The organism is Colwellia sp. F1, assembly GCF_056238625.1.
In genome coordinates this window covers 1-18,685 of record NZ_JBWDLI010000008.1, presented here as the reverse complement: position 1 = coordinate 18,685, position 18,685 = coordinate 1, and the positions used below count along the sequence as shown (strand labels likewise).

At 39.3% G+C, this 18,685-nt stretch carries 16 protein-coding genes; 10 read left to right on the top strand and 6 right to left on the bottom strand.

The genetic code is table 11. The features are described 5' to 3' along the window. Positions 1-148: 148 nt before the first annotated feature. A complete protein-coding gene (locus AC0UA9_RS09005; RefSeq protein WP_475659380.1) occupies positions 149-1,711 on the top strand; it encodes a sensor histidine kinase in 1,563 nt (520 codons plus the stop codon). Between the two features lie 95 nt (positions 1,712-1,806). Here the strand turns inward: AC0UA9_RS09005 and AC0UA9_RS09000 are convergent, their stop codons facing one another. After that, complete coding sequence (locus AC0UA9_RS09000) at positions 1,807-4,272, bottom strand: GGDEF/EAL domain-containing response regulator (protein ID WP_475659379.1); 2,466 nt, start codon at positions 4,270-4,272, stop codon at positions 1,807-1,809. A gap of 334 nt (positions 4,273-4,606) precedes the next feature. Then, on the bottom strand, positions 4,607-6,196 hold the full coding sequence (locus tag AC0UA9_RS08995; RefSeq protein ID WP_475659378.1) for an isocitrate lyase: 1,590 nt from the start codon (positions 6,194-6,196) through the stop codon (positions 4,607-4,609). Between the two features lie 356 nt (positions 6,197-6,552). On the opposite strand from AC0UA9_RS08995, the gene AC0UA9_RS08990 reads away from it, so the two are divergent. The 5 genes from AC0UA9_RS08990 (at position 6,553) to AC0UA9_RS08970 (ending at position 11,682) form a co-directional block, all read left to right on the top strand. Next, positions 6,553-7,494: a LysR substrate-binding domain-containing protein gene (locus AC0UA9_RS08990; protein WP_475659377.1), complete on the top strand. Its 942-nt coding sequence runs from the start codon at positions 6,553-6,555 to the stop codon at positions 7,492-7,494. A 38-nt stretch (positions 7,495-7,532) separates the two neighbouring features. Next, positions 7,533-7,919, top strand: a complete 387-nt coding sequence (locus tag AC0UA9_RS08985) for a CidA/LrgA family protein (protein ID WP_475659376.1) — start codon at positions 7,533-7,535, stop codon at positions 7,917-7,919. A gap of 1 nt (position 7,920) precedes the next feature. Then, positions 7,921-8,631, top strand: a complete 711-nt coding sequence (locus AC0UA9_RS08980; RefSeq protein WP_475659375.1) for an LrgB family protein — start codon at positions 7,921-7,923, stop codon at positions 8,629-8,631. A 196-nt stretch (positions 8,632-8,827) separates the two neighbouring features. Next, positions 8,828-11,008 carry a malate synthase G gene (locus tag AC0UA9_RS08975; RefSeq protein WP_475659374.1) on the top strand — a complete coding sequence of 727 codons (2,181 nt, stop codon included), beginning with the start codon at positions 8,828-8,830 and terminating at the stop codon, positions 11,006-11,008. 302 nt (positions 11,009-11,310) lie between these two features. Beyond that, complete coding sequence (locus AC0UA9_RS08970) at positions 11,311-11,682, top strand: hypothetical protein (RefSeq protein WP_475659373.1); 372 nt, start codon at positions 11,311-11,313, stop codon at positions 11,680-11,682. 80 nt (positions 11,683-11,762) lie between these two features. On the opposite strand, the gene AC0UA9_RS08965 is transcribed toward AC0UA9_RS08970, so the two are convergent. Beyond that, positions 11,763-12,704 carry a LysR substrate-binding domain-containing protein gene (locus tag AC0UA9_RS08965; RefSeq protein WP_475659372.1) on the bottom strand — a complete coding sequence of 314 codons (942 nt, stop codon included), beginning with the start codon at positions 12,702-12,704 and terminating at the stop codon, positions 11,763-11,765. Between the two features lie 182 nt (positions 12,705-12,886). Here AC0UA9_RS08965 and AC0UA9_RS08960 point away from each other — a divergent pair, with 182 nt between their 5' ends. Next, on the top strand, positions 12,887-13,165 hold the full coding sequence (locus AC0UA9_RS08960; RefSeq protein WP_475659371.1) for a peptidylprolyl isomerase: 279 nt from the start codon (positions 12,887-12,889) through the stop codon (positions 13,163-13,165). Between the two features lie 290 nt (positions 13,166-13,455). Here AC0UA9_RS08960 and AC0UA9_RS08955 read toward each other — a convergent pair whose 3' ends face one another. The 3 genes from AC0UA9_RS08955 to AC0UA9_RS08945 all read right to left on the bottom strand — a co-directional run bounded on the left by AC0UA9_RS08955 (position 13,456) and on the right by AC0UA9_RS08945 (position 17,091). Beyond that, a complete protein-coding gene (locus AC0UA9_RS08955; RefSeq protein ID WP_475659368.1) occupies positions 13,456-14,721 on the bottom strand; it encodes an inorganic phosphate transporter in 1,266 nt (421 codons plus the stop codon). Between the two features lie 10 nt (positions 14,722-14,731). Beyond that, positions 14,732-15,412: a TIGR00153 family protein gene (locus AC0UA9_RS08950; RefSeq protein ID WP_475659365.1), complete on the bottom strand. Its 681-nt coding sequence runs from the start codon at positions 15,410-15,412 to the stop codon at positions 14,732-14,734. 233 nt (positions 15,413-15,645) lie between these two features. After that, positions 15,646-17,091: a coniferyl aldehyde dehydrogenase gene (locus AC0UA9_RS08945; protein ID WP_475659364.1), complete on the bottom strand. Its 1,446-nt coding sequence runs from the start codon at positions 17,089-17,091 to the stop codon at positions 15,646-15,648. A gap of 265 nt (positions 17,092-17,356) precedes the next feature. Here AC0UA9_RS08945 and AC0UA9_RS08940 point away from each other — a divergent pair, with 265 nt between their 5' ends. The 3 genes from AC0UA9_RS08940 to AC0UA9_RS08930 all read left to right on the top strand — a co-directional run bounded on the left by AC0UA9_RS08940 (position 17,357) and on the right by AC0UA9_RS08930 (position 18,466). Continuing rightward, positions 17,357-17,782 carry a CBS domain-containing protein gene (locus AC0UA9_RS08940; RefSeq protein ID WP_475659363.1) on the top strand — a complete coding sequence of 142 codons (426 nt, stop codon included), beginning with the start codon at positions 17,357-17,359 and terminating at the stop codon, positions 17,780-17,782. Positions 17,783-17,933: 151 nt separating this feature from the next. Next, the gene (locus AC0UA9_RS08935; RefSeq protein ID WP_475659361.1) at positions 17,934-18,173 is read left to right on the top strand and encodes a type II toxin-antitoxin system ParD family antitoxin; all 240 of its coding nucleotides are present in this window, start codon (positions 17,934-17,936) and stop codon (positions 18,171-18,173) included. Then, positions 18,173-18,466 carry a type II toxin-antitoxin system RelE/ParE family toxin gene (locus AC0UA9_RS08930; protein WP_475659360.1) on the top strand — a complete coding sequence of 98 codons (294 nt, stop codon included), beginning with the start codon at positions 18,173-18,175 and terminating at the stop codon, positions 18,464-18,466. Before AC0UA9_RS08935 ends, AC0UA9_RS08930 begins: the two co-directional genes overlap by 1 nt. Positions 18,467-18,685 lie beyond the last annotated feature (219 nt).

Here is an 18,685-nt window from a genome sequence, read left to right as displayed (position 1 = left end):
CTTATCAAGTTAAGAGCGTACGCGTACTGCGATTATTGTTTGCTTTAGCTAAAGCAAACAATAATCGCTGCAAAAATCTTCTTTCTATTCTTAATAATATTCCCTACTCTATTAGTTAAGCTAAAATAATTAAGTTAACCTTTAATCAATGACCAGCAGCCAAGGCAATAAGCTTACTCGCACCCGCTTTAAACAACAACTACTGACCCTGCTGCTCACCAGCTCAACGCTCGTAATTATGTTTTTCGCAGGGCTGCTAGCATGGCAAACAAACCAAGCTTTAGCACTAGATACACTTAACACTAACTTGCAACTTACTGACAGTTTTGCTAAAAAATCAGCCGCGGCACTTCTTACCAACAATAAAAAGCACGGGCAAACAGCCATCAGCAACACATTAAGCACGCCCAATATTGTCGGCATTAGCATTTACCAGGCGAACCTTGCAATATTCAGCCAGTCAACAAACAACCCGATAACCATTCCCCCGTTAAACACGACATCATCATTAAATAAAACACAGCAGTTTTCTGAGAATGAAACCGTGTGGCTTTATAGTGCCCCCGTGATAAATGAGGCAAACAGTGTTGGCGGGCAAGAGCTTGACTTTGCCGCGCCCCCAGCGACAGAACAAGTTTTAGGTTATGTGTTTGTCCAATTTAGCAAAAAAGCACTGCACCAACGACAACACTCAATTTTTGTGAATCATATTATGATGGGAGTTTTCGTTGCGCTTCTTTTAGCCTTATTTATTGTGCTTATTATTAATTTTTTAACTAAACCACTGCTTGCCTTAGCGCAAACGATGGCTGATGCACTAGAGTCAGAAAAGCGCGAACAAGCCGAGGTTAATGGTGCGTACGATATTAGGCAAATGGCGCAGGCTTACAACCAAATAATAGCAACACTTAAGCAGCAAAAGGACATCGTAGCTAAAAATCAAAACTTACTGGAGTCTGAGGTAGAAATAAGAACACAAGAGTTTGTCGCCGCAAGAGACAGTGCCTTAACAGCAAGCCGGCATAAAACTGAATTTTTAGCGAACATCAGCCATGAGTTGCGCACACCATTGCAGGCGATTATTGGCTACAATGACCTTGTTCGAGAAACGTTAGAGTTTGAACAAATGGATGCTCAAGTAGATGACTTAAATAAAAGTATTCGTAGTGCTCAGAGCCTCTTAGCCTTGATAAATAACATTTTAGACTTATCTAAAATTGAAGCTGGGCGTATGGATTTGTATTTAAAAGCGGTCAATATTAAAAACTTGGTGAATGAAGCGGTAGATACTGTATTACCCATTGCTAACGCGAATAATAATGACTTAAAAGTTTCTGTTAACCTGGCACCGGCGATATTTCAAGTTGATCAACAAAAACTCTTACAAATATTGCTTAACTTGTTGAGTAACGCCTGTAAATTTACCCAAAATGGGCTGGTTATTTTTAAGGTTTATAATGATAAAGACCACTTGTATTTTTCTGTTACTGACACAGGTTTAGGCATTGCCAAAGAAAAAATGCATTATATATTCGAACAGTTTACTCAGCTTGATGGCGGTCAAACACGGCAGTTTGAAGGGACAGGCTTAGGGATGGCTATTACCCATAACTTTTGCCAACTTATGGGCGCTACAATGACGGTTGACAGTGAACTGGGCAGTGGCTCTGTGTTTTCGGTTAAACTCCCTTTACAAAATACGGTTGCTTAGCTTAACGCTTGTAACCATAATGAGAAACGACGCCATTATTGTCAAACAGCTAGTGTCTCTATTAAAGCTAACTAAGCCGAGAGCAGCTTCAATGATTAAAGCTCCCTGACTGGTTTTGGTTTACCAAAGTAATATCCCTGCGCATAACTTACGCCAATATCAGCCAAAATTTGCAGCGTTTCTTCATTTTCGACAAACTCAGCCACTGTGTTTTTCCCAAGGGCGGTCGCCACTTCATAAATGGCTTTCACTAAAGCTAAGTCCACTTGGTTCGTTGCTAAATCAATAACAAAAGAGCCGTCTATTTTTACCGAGTCAGCCGGTAGCTGTTTAAGGTAGTTAAAGGTACTAAAACCAGTGCCAAAGTCGTCAATTGAAAAACCACAACCCAGGGCACTCAGTTTTTGTACCATTTTTTGCGTAGCCGTTATATTGCTTAAACTCGCGCTTTCGGTTAGCTCAAAAATAATGCGATTGGGGTCAATATTATGCGTGTGTAATTTTTGTTCAATAAGCGGTAATAAGCGCTCATCACTAAAGCCTTGTGCCGATAAATTAATAGAGATTTTCGTTAACACAGGGTATTTCGCTAAATAATAAATCGCCTTGCTAATGACTTGCCTGTCAAGTAAGCTCATATCGCCTTCGCGCTCAAGTGCCGGAATAAATTCTCCCGGCATGACCACTTTTTCATCAAGTATTAACCTAACCAAAGCCTCATAATAAGCTACCTTTTGGGTTGCAACTTCTATAATTGGTTGAAAATGTAAGATCAAATTGTCATCTGCAACCGCTTGATGGAGTGTTCTAGTCCACTCAAGGCTGGCTTTTAGCTCTTTACTTAGGCTGTCACTTTCATCATAAATATGTGCTAAGTTTCGTCCCAACCTTTTTGCAGCATACAAGGCAATATCTGCTTGTTTCATGTATTCTTCAAAGGGATATGTGTCTCCATTAATGGCTGCAATACCAATTGAGCAATTCACTTTTAACGTTTTATCATTGATTTTACATTGATATTCTTCTAGTAATTTACAAATATCACGGGCCAGAGTTAAGGCTTCATTTTGATCAACATTCGGGATTAATAAAGCAAACTCATCTCCTCCAATGCGCGCAAAAAAGTCTCCCTCTCTAAGCCTTGATGAGATGAGTGAGGCCGTATTTTTAAGCACCATGTCACCGTAGTTATGCCCAACGGTTTCATTAATTATTTTAAAGTGATCAAGGTCTAAATACAGTAACGCATGTGGGCCATTGCCGCGGGCAGCGGTTGCTGAGAGCTGTTTTAATTCTTGTTCAAAGTACAACCGATTGTACAAGCCCGTTAACCCATCGTGCACTGCTAAGTATTCTAATTCGTTTTGGGCTTTTTTCCGTGAGGTAATATCTTCTATTGTCCCTGAAATACAAAAATTATTATCGCCAGACTGCTGTGTAATATTAAAGCGCCCTTCCACCCATAAATTTCTCTTAAGCTGGTTTTTTAGCTTAAACTCAAATTGATGCGTTGCTCTGTTGCCGGCTAATAAGGCGTTGACCTCTTTAGCAACACCAGCACTGCTTGGGTTGTCGATAAAACTTAAGAGTGGTTGCTGGTTTGCTCGCTCGATGGTATAGCCTGTTATTTTTTCCCAAGCTTTATTTAAAAAAACAATATTACCTTTTGCATCAAGCTCGATAATAATAGTACTGAGTTGATCTAATAACTGTTGGTGTTGCTGTGATATGTTTTTATACTCAGCACGGCTACGATTAAGTGATTTTATTTTATCTGCAAATTGTAAGTTACTGATAATAAAATCTTCTCGCCGTGCTGCTGTTTCACAAACTCGGCGTAATTGTTCAGCACGAAAAGGCTTAGTGATAAAGTCAGCCGCACCTTTTAGCATGACTTCTTCGGCTAACTCCATGGTATGGTTTGCTGTCATTACCACCACAGATTGCGATGGTTTTACAAGCATGATGTGATCTAATACTTCCTTACCCGACATGCCAGGCAGCATTAAATCAAGGAGTACCAGTTCATAGGTGTTGTCACGCCATAGTGCCAATCCTGCTTCACCGTTATCGGCAGAGTTAATGGTAAACCGGCTACTTAATATTCTACTTACGAGGTGAAGCGTATCAGGGTTATCTTCTATTACTAATATTGAGGACTTATCCATGTCTTCAAGCGGTGCGAGTTGTTGATTGTTAAGAATATCGAGTAGTTTCTCGCGCTCAGAAAACGCGATAAGGCTATTGATACCAAACTCCCGAGCCGTCGTGTTCGCTAAGTGTTCACACCAGGTATTAGCCACCACAACAAATGGAGTGTCGGCAGCACATTTTAAGACACCTGAGCGAACCATACGCGCTAAACGCCAAGCGTCTAAATCATTAAGGTTAATATTACTCACCACAAAATCAATGCTTTTATTTTTTAATATATTGATAGCGTCAATGGTGTTGCTTGCCGATAAAATAGTGTAGTCATTAGCACAGACTAGCAAATCTTCAAGCTTAGCGAGCCGCTCAGCATGGGTGTTAAGTAGTAATAATTGCTTAGTAGCTTGCAAGATTGTTCCTTGGATTAACAAAGCTCTGGCGCAGGCCTAACGCGGTTTTTGTACTGATTCACCTAAGGTGAGGTGTTCCTGTATTATTAGCGTAATTTTGCGTAGTCTAACGTTAAAAAATAAGTGACTTTTATTTAGCGTTACAATATAGCAATAATTTTTTAAAAGTGTAACCTCTTTGCCACTGTCTTCCTTTAAATTTTCTATCTCTTGCATATAACACATTGACTGAACAGCTTTTCTTTCGTTTGTTTTTATCCCTACTTTCATCAGGTTAACATAAAAAAAGCGACCTAAAGGTCGCTTTTTGTCAGTCGTTTAGCCGTAACTTTTCTTAATTAAACTGGTTAGAAGTGTTTTTTGCGCCGCCAGCTTTAAGTGCGTTTTCACCCGCAAAGTATTCTTTGTGATCATCACCAATGTCTGAGCCAGACATATTTTGATGTTTAACACAGGCAATACCTTGACGAATTTCTTCACGTTGTACCTTCTTAACATAACCAAGCATTCCTTGTTCACCGAAGTACTCTTTAGCTAAGTTGTCTACTGACAATGCCGTTGTGTGGTATGTTGGTAATGTGATCAGGTGATGGAATACATTTGCTTCACGTGCGGTGTCTGCTTGGAAAGTACGAACTCGCTCATCAGCAATAGCAGATAACTCCGTGTTATCGTATTCAGCATTCATCAGGTCAGCACGAACATAACTCGATACGTCTTTACCTTCTTCAACCATAGTGTCATAGGCTTGTTGACGGAAATTTAAAGTCCAGTTAAATGAAGGTGAGTTATTATAAACAAGCTTCGCATCTGGGTGAACTTTACGCACATCATCCATCATTGCAGCAATTTCGTGTACTGTTGGTATGGCCGTTTCAATCCAAAGTAAGTCTGCCCCTGCATTAAGCGCGCCGATACAGTCAAATACACAACGCTCGTGACCAGTGCCAGGACGGAATTGATATAAACCAGAAGGTAAACGCTTAGGGCGAACAAGTTTTCCGTCACGGTTAAAGCATACATCGCCTTCACCCATGTCGGCTACGTCAATTTCTTCAACGTCAAGGTAAGAGTTATAGATATCTCCAGCATCGCCTGGCTCTTTCACAACCGCAATTTCTTTGGTTAGGCCTGCACCTTCAGAGTCTGTACGAGCCACAATTAACCCGTTATCTATGCCTAGTTCTAAGAAAGCATGGCGTAAAGCGCGAATTTTTGCATGGAAATCAGCATGAGGCACAGTAACTTTACCGTCTTGGTGACCACATTGTTTTTCATCCGCTACTTGGTTTTCAATTTGCAGCGCACATGCACCTGCTTCGATCATTTGCTTAGCCATTAAGTAGGTTGCTTCAGCATTACCAAAACCAGCGTCAATGTCTGCAACAATAGGTACAACATGTGTTACATGATTATCAATTTTATCTTGAATGGCTGCTTTTTCACTTGCTGTTGTCGCGGCATCTAGTTCACGGAAAAGCCCCCCTAGCTCACGTGCATCGGCTTGACGTAAAAATGTATATAGTTCTTCAACTAAAGAGGCAACAGATGTTTTTTCATGCATTGATTGGTCTGGCAACGGGCCAAATTCACTACGAAGTGCGGCAACCATCCAACCAGAAAGATATAAGTATCGACGGTCAGTTTTGCCATCAAAATGTTTCTTAATTGAAATCATTTTTTGCTGTCCAACAAACCCATGCCAACATCCTAACGATTGCGTATATTTAGTTTTGTCTGCATCAAAGGCAGCCATGTCAGCGCGCATTATATCAGCAGTGTACTGCGCTATTTCTAAACCAGTTTTGAATTTATTCTGCGCTCTCATACGCGCTACTGACTCAGGGTTTATGGCATCCCAAGAGCTACCTGCTTTTTCTTTTATTGCTTTAACAGCTTCAATCGCGCTTTGATAATTAGACATAATATTCTCCAATGGTCTTATTTACATTATTCTAGGTTAGGTATTTAATAGGTAATAGGTTTGATGTAACTGTTGATGAAAGCAATCACACCCGACAACAAAAATAATAATCAACTCATCAACATTAATAAAATATATAATTACTATTACCGCCATTCACACAGAAAATATAAAAGAAACAGGTTAAACGATGAAAAACAATATCAATAAAAAACAGTACCTTACAAAAAGACACTGCGATTCCTGTCTTATTACTCTTTAATAAAATAACTTTTTTTTACTTATTATCGTTGTGTGTGAGCTAAACTTAGCTTATATTCACTTAAATTATACCAGCCAAAAAGGTTATTAAACTGATGAATATTTCTAAAGTTGATTTGAACTTACTTGTGTATTTAGATGTACTACTTAGAGAGAAAAATGTAACCCGGGCAGCTGGACAACTGAATATTACTCAACCAGCCATGAGTAATGGTTTAAAAAGGTTAAGAACATTATTCAACGACCCAATACTGGTTCGTACTTCTGATGGTATGTCGCCCACAGAGCGAGCAAGAGCGCTTGCGCCTGCTATTAGAAAAGTACTGCTTGAATTAGAAGAAACATTGCAAGGCGAAGAAGAATTTAACGAAAAAAACAGTACGCGTGTATTTCGTATTATGGCAAGTGATTATGCTGCTTCAACCTTATTACCAAGGTTATTAATGTTGCTAAACAAAGTGGCACCCAATGTAACCATTGATATTATGACGCCCAGTGATGTTACCTTTCACGATGTTGAGGCTGGTAAAATAGATATGGCTATTAATCGCTTTGACGAGCTCCCACAGTCTTTTCATCAAAAATCTATTTGGCGTGATTCTTTTTCGTGTTTATTAAGTGCAGAAAACGCTGTTGTGACTAAATTTAACTTAAACTCGTATTTAGCAGCAAAGCATGTGTGGGTGTCTAAAACAGGTTTTGGGGTTGGGGTTGGAATGAACCCAAACGATGTACAAAAACTGGGTTGGGTGGATGAAGCGCTTGCTAGGCTCGGTAAGAAACGTGACATAAAAGTTTTCACGCGAAACTACCACGTGGCCATGCAATTAGCTTTTGAAGATAATTTAATTGCTACTTTACCAACGAAAGCGGCGATGTTACATAAAAGTGATGCGAATTATATTATTGTTAAGCCCCCATTTGAAATTCCTGATATGGAGTTAAAAATGATCTGGAGCCCTTTACTTCACCATGATGCAAGCCATATTTGGTTTAGACACTTAGTCATTGAAGCGGCAAGACAAATACAAGAGTAATACGCTATTACTCAATCATTTAGCGAACAGAGTTGCCAATGAGAAATACCCTTTACACCTTTTTTATTATTTTTATTTCTTTACTCGCAGGCAAAGCACTACATACCAGTGTCGGTGGATTGCCTGGCAGCTTATATGGCATGATCATCTACTGCTTGCTGTTACAACTCGGCTGGTTTAAACCTGATAAGGTACATCAAGCCAATCAATGGATAATAAGGAATATGGGCGTTTGTTTTATTCCTGCGGCTGTTGGCGTGATCAACCACTATACCTTATTCAAAAACCATGGTTATGCCATTATTGCTATTATTTTGTTGACTACCTTTTTATTGATCACTTTTGTTGCTGTACTCGCCGAAAAATATTTCGCCACAACACCAAGCAGCTTAAATAACGCTGATAAAAAGACAACTGGTTGCTAATATGGTTTTAGAAAACATAAACTTAGTAGAGTCTTTAGTATTCACCCTGCTTACTTTACTACTTTATCAAAGCGTGGCTTGGCTTCAACACAAATGGCAATTGATTTGGTTAAACCCCATGCTGTTTACCATTGCCATTATCGTACCTTGTTTACTGATAAATGAAATAAATTACGCGAGTTACCGTCAGTCAACCCTGTTGATAAATGCCTTATTAGAGCCAGCTACTGTTGCCTTGGGTTACCCGTTATATCAACAACTTAGGCACATAAAGCGCTATTGGAAACAATTACTGGCACTGCTAACATTGGGTATTGTTATTGTGCTAACCATCAGTTTTACTCTCACGATGTTTTTCATTAATAAAGAAGCGATCGCGATTGCTTTATCACTCAAGTCAGTTACCACTCCTATTGCTATTACACTCACTGAGCAGCTTAAAGGTGATAGTTCAATTACTGCCTTTGCCGTAATGATCGCCGGCTTTTCTGGTGCATTGTTAGGCCCTGCTTGGCTTAAACTTATTAATATTCGCAGTGATATTGCCACTGGGCTGGCTATTGGTGCAGGTAGTCATGTTATTGGTAGCATCATCTTATCAAAAAATAATGTTCAACAAGGAGCTTATAGCTCTGTGGCATTAATTATATCAGCGCTATTAACCGCCTTTATAATCCCTGTGCTAGTACCTTTGTTACTGTTAGCTTACTAACTTTCATCACAACAGGTATAGTTAAAACAGCAGTAAACATAAGAAAGCATTCATGTAGCTTATAATAGCTATAATAATATGGCGATTGCTAGTCGATGTTATTCGCAATAGGATAGAGCAAGACAAGATAAAAAGAAGCAAAAGCTCAACGCTCCCATCAAACCGTTAGCATACCAGCAAAGTAAGCGAGGAAAATATGACGCACACCGTAAAATTAGCAGGCTTAACAATAAACCAAAATTTATTTGATTTTATTGAACATGAAGTATTACCTGACTCAGGGATAGCTTCGTCACCCTTTTGGCAAAACTTTGCTCAAATCATTGATGATTTATCTGAGGACAATGCTAAGTTACTTAGTCAACGTGATGCGTTGCAAGCACAAATAGATCTTTGGCATCAAAATAACTTTGGCGATAAATTTAACTTTGCTAACTACAAACAATTTTTAACTGACATTGGCTATTTGGCCCCAGTGGTTGATGACTTTACTATCAGTACTGAAAATGTCGACGCGGAGCTTGCAAGCATAGCCGGACCTCAACTTGTTGTGCCTATTATGAATGCACGCTTTGCATTAAATGCGGTCAATGCGCGTTGGGGCAGTTTATATGATGCTTTATACGGTACTGATGCAATTAGCAGTGATAATGGCGCTGACAAAACTTCCGTTTATAACCCAGTGCGCGGCGCGAAGGTGATCAGTTACGCCAAAGCCTTTTTAGATGAAGCAATCCCGTTAACTAACGGTCGTCATGAAGATGTTGTTGCTTACCACTTAAATGGCCAACAACTGATTGCCAGTTTAAATAATGGCAAGCAAAGCGCATTACAAAATGATGATGCTTTTGTAGGTTTTACCGGCAGTATTAACCAACCAAAAATATTAGCCTTTAAGCATAATGGTTTGCACCTTGAACTGGTGTTCGACGCCACCAGTGATATTGGTAAATCTGATCCCTCAACCTTAAGTGATGTGTTGCTTGAGTCAGCTTTAACGACCATTATGGACTGTGAAGATTCTGTTGCTGCGGTTGATGGCGAAGATAAGGTTATAGCTTATCGCAATTGGCTAGGGTTGATGAAGGGCAACCTAACGGAAAAGATCAACAAAGGTGGACGCACATTTACCCGAAAAATGAATAGCGACAGAGAATATCAATCATTATCTGGCCAGCCTGTAACGCTCAAAGGTCGCAGTTTAATGTTTGTTCGTAATGTTGGTCACTTAATGACAAATAACGCCATTATTGACCAACATGGGCTTGAAGTACCTGAGGGCATACTCGATGCTATGATCACTTCATTAATTGCCCTGCATGATTTAAAAGGCAATAGTAGCTTAAGTAATAGCAGTGAAGCGTCTATTTATATTGTAAAGCCCAAAATGCATGGCCCCGATGAAGTTAAGTTTGCTGACACTTTATTTGCCCGTGTTGAAAATGCCCTGCAATTGCCGCGTAACACCATAAAAATGGGGATTATGGACGAAGAAAGGCGCACCAGTGTTAATTTAAAAAACTGCATTCATGCCGCAAAAGAGCGCGTGGTTTTTATCAACACTGGGTTTTTAGATAGAACGGGGGATGAAATTCATACGTCTATGGCTGCAGGCCCTATGGCACGTAAAGCCGACATTAAACTAACCCCTTGGATTGGCGCTTATGAAAACAACAATGTTGACGTTGGCTTAGCTTGTGGCTTTAGCCGCAAAGCCCAAATAGGTAAAGGAATGTGGCCAATACCCGACCAAATGGCTAACATGATTGCGACAAAAATAAACCATGTAGAAGCAGGCGCAAATACCGCTTGGGTTCCTTCACCAACTGCCGCAACGTTACATGCATTACATTATCACCGTGTTGACGTTTTTACCCTGCAAGAAAAACTAATGCTGCGTGAAAGCGCTGATTTAGATGACATACTCACTATTCCATTAGCAAAAGACACTAACTGGAGCCTTGATGAAATCACCCAGGAACTCGATAACAATGCCCAAGGTATTTTAGGTTATGTGGTTCGCTGGATAGACCAAGGCATTGGCTGCTCGAAAGTACCTGACATTAATGATGTGGGCTTAATGGAAGACAGAGCAACATTGCGTATATCTAGCCAGCACATTGCTAACTGGCTACAACATGGTATTTGCACACCAGAGCAAGTACAAAGCAGCTTAGAAAAAATGGCGAAGGTTGTCGATGGTCAAAATGCCAATGATGCGAGTTATCAAGCCATGAGCGATGATTTTGCTAACAGCATTGCTTTTAAAGCCGCCTCGGCTTTGGTATTTGAAGGAGCAAAACAACCAAGTGGCTATACTGAGCCATTACTACACCAATTTAGGTTGGATAAAAAGGCGAGCGATGCGGCCAAATAATTGCCTTGGCAATAAAGACTCGTCAATAGTAGCCAAAGTGACTCTTTGGCTACTATACTTTCCCTCTTTTATACCAACCGCTTCTTTTTCTGGTAATTATTAGCACAAGAATTACGATAAAATGTGTTAATAGTATTTACGTTTATTCAAAATTACCGTTATAATATAACAGTGATTATCATACCTTAGTTGTTGATAATACCTATGGCTCGGCGTCTATTGATCAATATTGGCAATAGCGTCTATTGATAAGCACAGTATTCATTATTACGCGTTATAACTAAACAAAACAGGAGATTTACATGAAAACACTACTTTCACTATTTTTGATTGTTTCAATTGCTTTTATTTCATGGTCTGCCTGCGCAAAGCATACGGTAATTAACGTTAATACACTTTATATTCAGCCTTCTACTACATTAAGCTCAAACGTATTAAGCCCATATTTATCAAGACGAAACCTTGATGAAAGCACTGTGCTACCCATGAAAAAAAACGAGTACAATAACAACTTCTTTGAAATGACCATGGTTTTCAATGATAAATTACAACAGCTTATAGCCTCTTTTAAAAACTCTCAGCACAGTGTTAAAGAAATAGCCAAAAGCCATCAACAAACATTTAATCACAGTAATAGCGCCGCGGCTAAAGATTGCCAAGAAAGCAGTAGTTAAATAAAGCATTGGCTACTATATTTGCGCTGTTACCACGGTACTCTGTTCTTGTAGTACACCTAAAAGTTATAATTAAAACGTTATTTTATTAGCTTGGTTGGTGTTATTGGCTTAAGTAAGGTTGCGATAATACCACCAAGCGCCTGAAAAGATTGTTTTCGCATACTTGTTTTACGCCAAACCATGCCAATTTCTCGATACACATCGCCTGGAACTGACTCAATAGTTAACCCCTCAAGCTGACCAACTCCTTTTTGTATTGCCATTTGCGGTAAAAATGTCACCCCTCGATGAAATGCCGTCATTTGTACTAAGGTTGCTAAACTCGAGGCAGAAAAGCTATTAATACGGCTGCTATCTGCTAGTTTACAAGCAGAAACCGCATGTTCGCTTAAGCAGTGTTCTTTATTGAGTAAAAAAACACTCTCTTTAGGTAGGTTGTTGTAATCTAGGTTGTTTTTAAGCTGTTGAATAAGCGCTTTATCGCCGGCAATAAAAAAGTTATCTTTGCCTAAGAGGTTAAATGAAAAATTATGCTTGGGAATAGGGAAAGCTAAAATGGCGCAATCAATTTCGCCCTGCTCTAGCTGCAACATTAAGTTCTCTGTCGTGTCTTCACACAAGTATAAACCGAGCCTAGGAAACTTTTGCTGGCTTAACTGAACTAAGTCAGTTAATAAAAAGGGCGCTATGGTTGGAATACACCCTAGCCGAATGCTTCCTGCGTCTTGTTCGTCTTGCTGTTTAGCGAAAGTAACCAACTCATTAGCACTGAGCAGTAGCTCTTTTGCCAATAAGATTACTTGCTTGCCATGGTGAGTAAAAACAAAACTTTTATGGCTACGCTCGAGTAGCTGGCAAGAAAGCTGTTCTTCTAATTTTAAAATAGCACTACTTAGGGTTGATTGACTCACAAAACACGCTTGTGCTGCTCTGTTAAAGTGCTGGTGTTTATCAAGTGCAACTAAATAATTTAAATGCTTTAGGTTTGGCAGGTTATTATTAAACATAGTATCAGGCATTGTTAAATCAATTTTAGTCTTTTAATTTAAAATTTATATTAATAAAATCGATGTAATAAAACAATCTCCTTGCTGGTAAAAGCTGCTCTACAATAAAATAAATAGCCGTTATCTTTAAATTTCCTTAGACATACGTTATTCTGCTTGCAATGATTATCGTACATTAACCAATAGGAAATACTATGTCTCAAGCAGCAGCACGTCATTTATTAGTTGATACAGAAGCACAATGTTTAGCGTTAAAAGCCGAAATAGAAGGCGGTAAAGACTTTGCGCAAGTCGCACAAGCCCACTCTAACTGCCCGTCAAAAGCACAAGGTGGTGATTTAGGTACTTTTGGCCCAGGTCAAATGGTGCCTGAATTTGATAAGGTGGTATTTTCTGCGCCACTTAATGAAGTACAAGGCCCAGTACAAACACAGTTTGGCTATCATTTACTGGAAGTCACTGCCCGCAGTTAATAGCCGTTTTATTAAGTTTGTGATCTTGTTGTGCGTAGCAAAAATATTTCAGGGCACAGGTTCTTTGTTCCCGACATAACCTAAGTTCCTATATCCATGTAGGCAAGGCGCTTGATTGAACAATAGCTCGTTATTGGGATTGAGAGCAACAACGCATGGCGTATTTTAACTAGCACAGTGGGCAATAATTTAGTAACGTTGGTATAAGCTTACCTTATTCAGGGTGGCTCAGTGACTCAAATAAAAAAGCCGTAACATGTTACGGCTTTTTTGTTGCTAAGTTTTCTTAATTAAGAAAAGATGGCTTGTATCATCCAGAAGAATAGAATGGATAAACCGGCACCAACAGGCAAGGTAATCACCCAAGAAATTACAATATTACGGACAACGCCTAAATTAATAGCAGCAATACCACGTGCCATGCCTACCCCTAACACAGCCCCTACTAAGGTTTGTGTTGTTGAAATAGGTAAACCTGCACCTGAGGCAATAACAACGGTACAAGCTGCGGCTAATTCTGCTGCAAAACCACGGCTTGGCGTTAAATGAGTAATGCCCTGACCAATGGTTGCAATCACTTTATGACCAAAAATAGCTAAGCCCGCCACAATACCAAAACCACCCAGTGGTAATATCCACCAAGCTATTGATGAGGTAGCCGCTATTTGGCCACCATTATCAACAATACTAACGACCGCAGCTAACGGACCAATAGCATTAGCAACGTCGTTTGAGCCATGGGCAAATGCCATACAACAGGCTGTTACTATCATTAATGCGGCAAATACTTTTTCTACATTGGCATAGTGTGTTTTAAGTGCTGCAGACTCATCAAATTTAATTCGTGTAATAGAGTATTTACCTAGTACCGCCACAAGCGTCGCCGTAATTGCCGCATAAATCAGGCCGTCAACATTATCAATATGTAAGTTTAAGTGTTTTAAGCCTTTCGTTATTGTTACTAATGCAAGCACAAAACCAGCCAAAAACATATACATTGGTACCCAACGCTTTGCTTGCTCTAGTGGTTTGTCCGTGTCAAAAATAAGTTTTTGTGCACTATTAAAAATAAAGAAGGCAATAACACCTGAGATCAATGGAGTAATTACCCAACTGCCGACGATACCACCAACTTTTGACCAAGTAACTGCGTCAACACTCACCCCTACAGCGGCAAAGCCAACGATAGCACCAACAATGGAGTGTGTTGTTGAAACCGGCCAACCCAGCGCAGATGCAATAAGTAACCATGTTGCTGCGGCAAATAGCGCTGAAATCATCCCAAAGACAAGTAACTCGGGTGCGTCAATAAAAAAACTAGCGTCAATAATACCTTTACGGATGGTTGACGTTACCTCACCACCCGCTAAATAAGCGCCGGCAAATTCAAATACCATAGCAATAATGATGGCTTGCTTTATGGTTAAGGCTTTTGAGCCCACGGAGGTTCCCATGGCATTCGCCACGTCATTAGCCCCTATACCCCAGGCCATAAAAAGACCAACGACAGCGGCAATAATCACTAAAATAGAGCCTGAATTTTGTAAAATTTCCATCGGTTAAACCCTATTTTCTAGCAAGAAGAATTTCTAAACGTGCACCAACACGCTCAGCAAGATCAGCTAAATCACCAACCCAGTCAATGATTTGATATAAGAACATTACATCAACAGGATTTAGCTCACTTTCTAGAGCCAGTAAATCTTTGCGCAATGATATTTGTATATTATCGGTGTCTTTTTCAATTTCATCTAGTTGGTTGATCATTTTTTCAACCAATTCGACTTCACGGCCACGAAAGCCAGTTTCTAATAAGTCGCCTAGTTCACCAATTGCTTGTTCGGCTTTTTTGGTTGCTTCAATGCAACGCGCTAAATAAGTATTAAACTGTGCTTGCAAGCTTTCAGGTATCTCAAGTTTTCTACCCAGAATACGACCCGAGATATCTTTTGCTTTATTGGCTATTTCGTCTTGTTGCGTTAATAACTCAAGTAGATCTGCTCGGTCTACTGGCATAAACAAACCACCTGGGAGCTCTAAACGTAATTGACGTTTTAACACATCGGCATCTTGCTCCAACTTTGACAGTTTACGACGCACTTTCGCCGCTTCACTCCAGTTTTGTTCATGACAAGCGTTAAAGAACGGGATGAGTTGGTTGCTACACTTAACAACTAATTTTATATGTTTTACTAATGGTTTAATTGGGGATTTTGCAAAAATACTCAATATAGAATTGCCAGCCATAAAGTTTTCCAGTTATGTTTTCGTAGTAATACCAATTTGGTATGGATAAATTAATGTGGATCATAACGCATTTAGCCTTGCTATAAACAGTTAAATCACAACATTATGGATTAATTTATTTAATTGCTCGGCAGTATATGACACTAATGTGACAGTTTTATTACAACTAAAGTGCCATTAAATAGCGCTATTACCGATTCTAATAAAAAGCACATTCGCTGTTATTAACAAGTTTACCTTAAAAATAGTGTATAAATAAGCTTATGAATTAACTTACCATACGGGGGAAAGGCACTTGTGGCAGTATTCATTTTACCTTTTTTAAAAACGGCCTTCGCTTTAGAGAAGGTTAAAAAGCCTTCGTGTCCATGGTAATGCCCCATACCTGAAGGACCAATACCACCAAAAGGCATATCATCTTGAGCCACATGCATGGCGGCATCATTGATACAAACACCGCCTGAATGCGTATTCTCTAATACTTGCTGTTGTGTGTCTTTATTATGGCTGCACAAATACAAAGCAAGTGGTCTGGGCCTTTCATTAATATAGCTAATTGCTTCTGCTAAACTGTTATACCCCACCACAGGCAATAATGGCCCAAAAATTTCCTCCTGCATTAGCAACATTTCATCATTTACATTATCAATTAATGTTAAAGGAATTTTTCCTACTGCCATGCATTGTTCAATACTTTCACTCCCTAATGTTGTGAGGTTTGCCCCTTTAGCTTTCGCATCAACTAAGTACTGTTGTAACCTTTGTAACTGTGTCTCATTAATAATAGCGCCATAGTCGTGATTGTTAGCTACCTTAGGGTACATTTTTGTAAACTTTTTGCTGATTGCTTGTTTTAATTCTGCTATTCGATCGTTAGGGCAAAGAATGTAATCTGGCGCAACGCAAGTTTGTCCAGCATTAAGCGTTTTTGCTAAAATAAAACGCGAGACTGCATCCGTAATAGTCATTTCATTGTCGATAATGGTGGGCGATTTTCCCCCTAACTCTAAGGTAACTGGGGTTAAATTTTCAGCAGCTGCTGCCATCACTAGTTTTCCTACTCGCGTCGAGCCTGTAAAAAGAAGGTGGTCGAAGGCTTGGGCGGAAAAGTATGCAGCAACATCAGGCCCACCATTGATCACAGCGACTTTCTCTTGGCTAAAAATACTGGCTAGCATTGCTTTAATAACTTGGTTCGTTGCGGGTGTAAACTCTGACATTTTTATCATTGCCCTATTACCCGCAGCCAGTGCGGTTGTTAAAGGCCCAAGGGATAAAAACACGGGATAATTCCAAGGCGTAATAATACCGACAACCCCTAATGGTTGGTACATAACAAACGCTTTTGCCGGCTGAAAAAGCAGCCCTACACGGCGTTTTGAAGGTTGCATCCACTTTTTAATATGCTTGATGGTATAATTAATAGCCATTACGGTAGGCATTAAGTCGGCCATTTTACTGTCGTCGACACTTCGACAACCAAAATCTTTTGTAAGCGCTTCTAACAAGGGCATTTGGTATTCAAGTAATGCTGACTTTAATTGAATTAAGTCATTAATTCGCCTTGTTGCTGATAAGTAGGGAGCAAGTGCGAAAGCTTTTTTTTGTTGTATTAAAGTAGCTTTAAGTTGTTCTATTTCATCTTGGTCCTCGGTTGCACTGTATGAATTATTCGCCATTGCTCTCTGCCCTTACTCTAAGAAGTTACTCAGTATTAGCCATAATAAAATAGTTATTAAAGCTATTGCTATCTTAAATAATATTGATTAGTTTATTAACAAGCAATACATATATTAAGCCGTTAGCATCCCATCAGCATTTAACTTGCTGTGCTAGTAATTGCATTAATAGGCCTAGCAATAATAATATTTAACAGCGCGTGACTATTATTTGCCCATACGCACACTAGCCCCATACTCTTGACGATAAAGTTAGAACAAAGCTATGAAAATTGAAAAAATAATGAATACTGATTTAATTAGCCTTTCAATGGATGCACCACTAAGTGATGCAAAAGCGCTCTTTGAAAAGCATAAAGTACATCATATTATTATTACGGATGATAACGGCTGGCTTGCTGGTGTGATAACCGACACAGACTTATATAAACATTTAAGCCCTACTGCAGGTACACACCAGGAAACCCACAGAGACACAAGTTTACTGCAAAAAAAGATGCATCAAATTATGTCTAGAAATGTTGTTGTTGCCCAAGCAGAACAATCGTTAATTGACGCTGTATTATTGTTTCACGATAAGCGGGTTTCTTGCTTACCTGTTGTTGATAAACAAAATTTTCCCATAGGCATTATTACATGGCGTGACCTGCTCAAAGTGCTTGCGTTAAGGTATAAGAAGACCAAGGTATAAGAAGACCAAGGCCTCACTAAGAGGCAAATGACAGTTGGTTAAAATAAGCGACGCAGGAGCAAAAGCCAACTGTTTTTTGTCCGTTTAATTGCCTTGTTATATTTTTTATACCATAATCCAATAGATATTGGTATCGAAGGGGTTTTACATTATGGCTAAAAATACAAGCGTAACATTAGGCGAACATTTTGATCAATTTATAAATCAGCAACTTAGCTCTGGCCGTTATGGTTCAGCAAGTGAAGTGATACGAGCCGGTTTAAGAGCCTTAGAAGATCAAGAAACAAAAATGCTTAATTTACGCAATATGCTGATTCAAGGTGAAAACAGCGGCATTGCTGAATACTCGTATGATTCGTTAATCTCAGAGCTAGACAAAGATAACCACTAATGTCGAAGTTCGAATTATCAGGAAAGGCCAAAAACGATTTAATAAAGATAGCCCAATATACTCAGTTAACTTGGGGCACAGCACAACGAAATGAATATTTAAAACAACTAGATAATACATTCCATCAACTAGCAGCAGAACCGATGCTAGGAGTTTGCTGCGATTATATAAGAGAAGGTTATCGAAAACGCCCTCAAGGTAGCCACACCATTTATTATAAAGAATACAAAACAAACCAAATTTTGATTGTAAGAGTATTGCACAAAAGTATGGATGTTAACCGCGCTCTTTAAAAAGTATCGACACAATGTAGTGGTCAACTAATTAAAGCAGCTACAACCCCAGCAAGAATATTATCAGTCAATGCCAAACCTCCTTATACGGCTAGACATAATGACTCCCCACGAGGTGCTAGCCTCCAAATTCGTGGGTTAGTAAAACCAGAGCCATAATTAGTGTGTTAAACAACTAAAACTGGAGGCTAGCATGTATAAACATAACATAATTTTTAT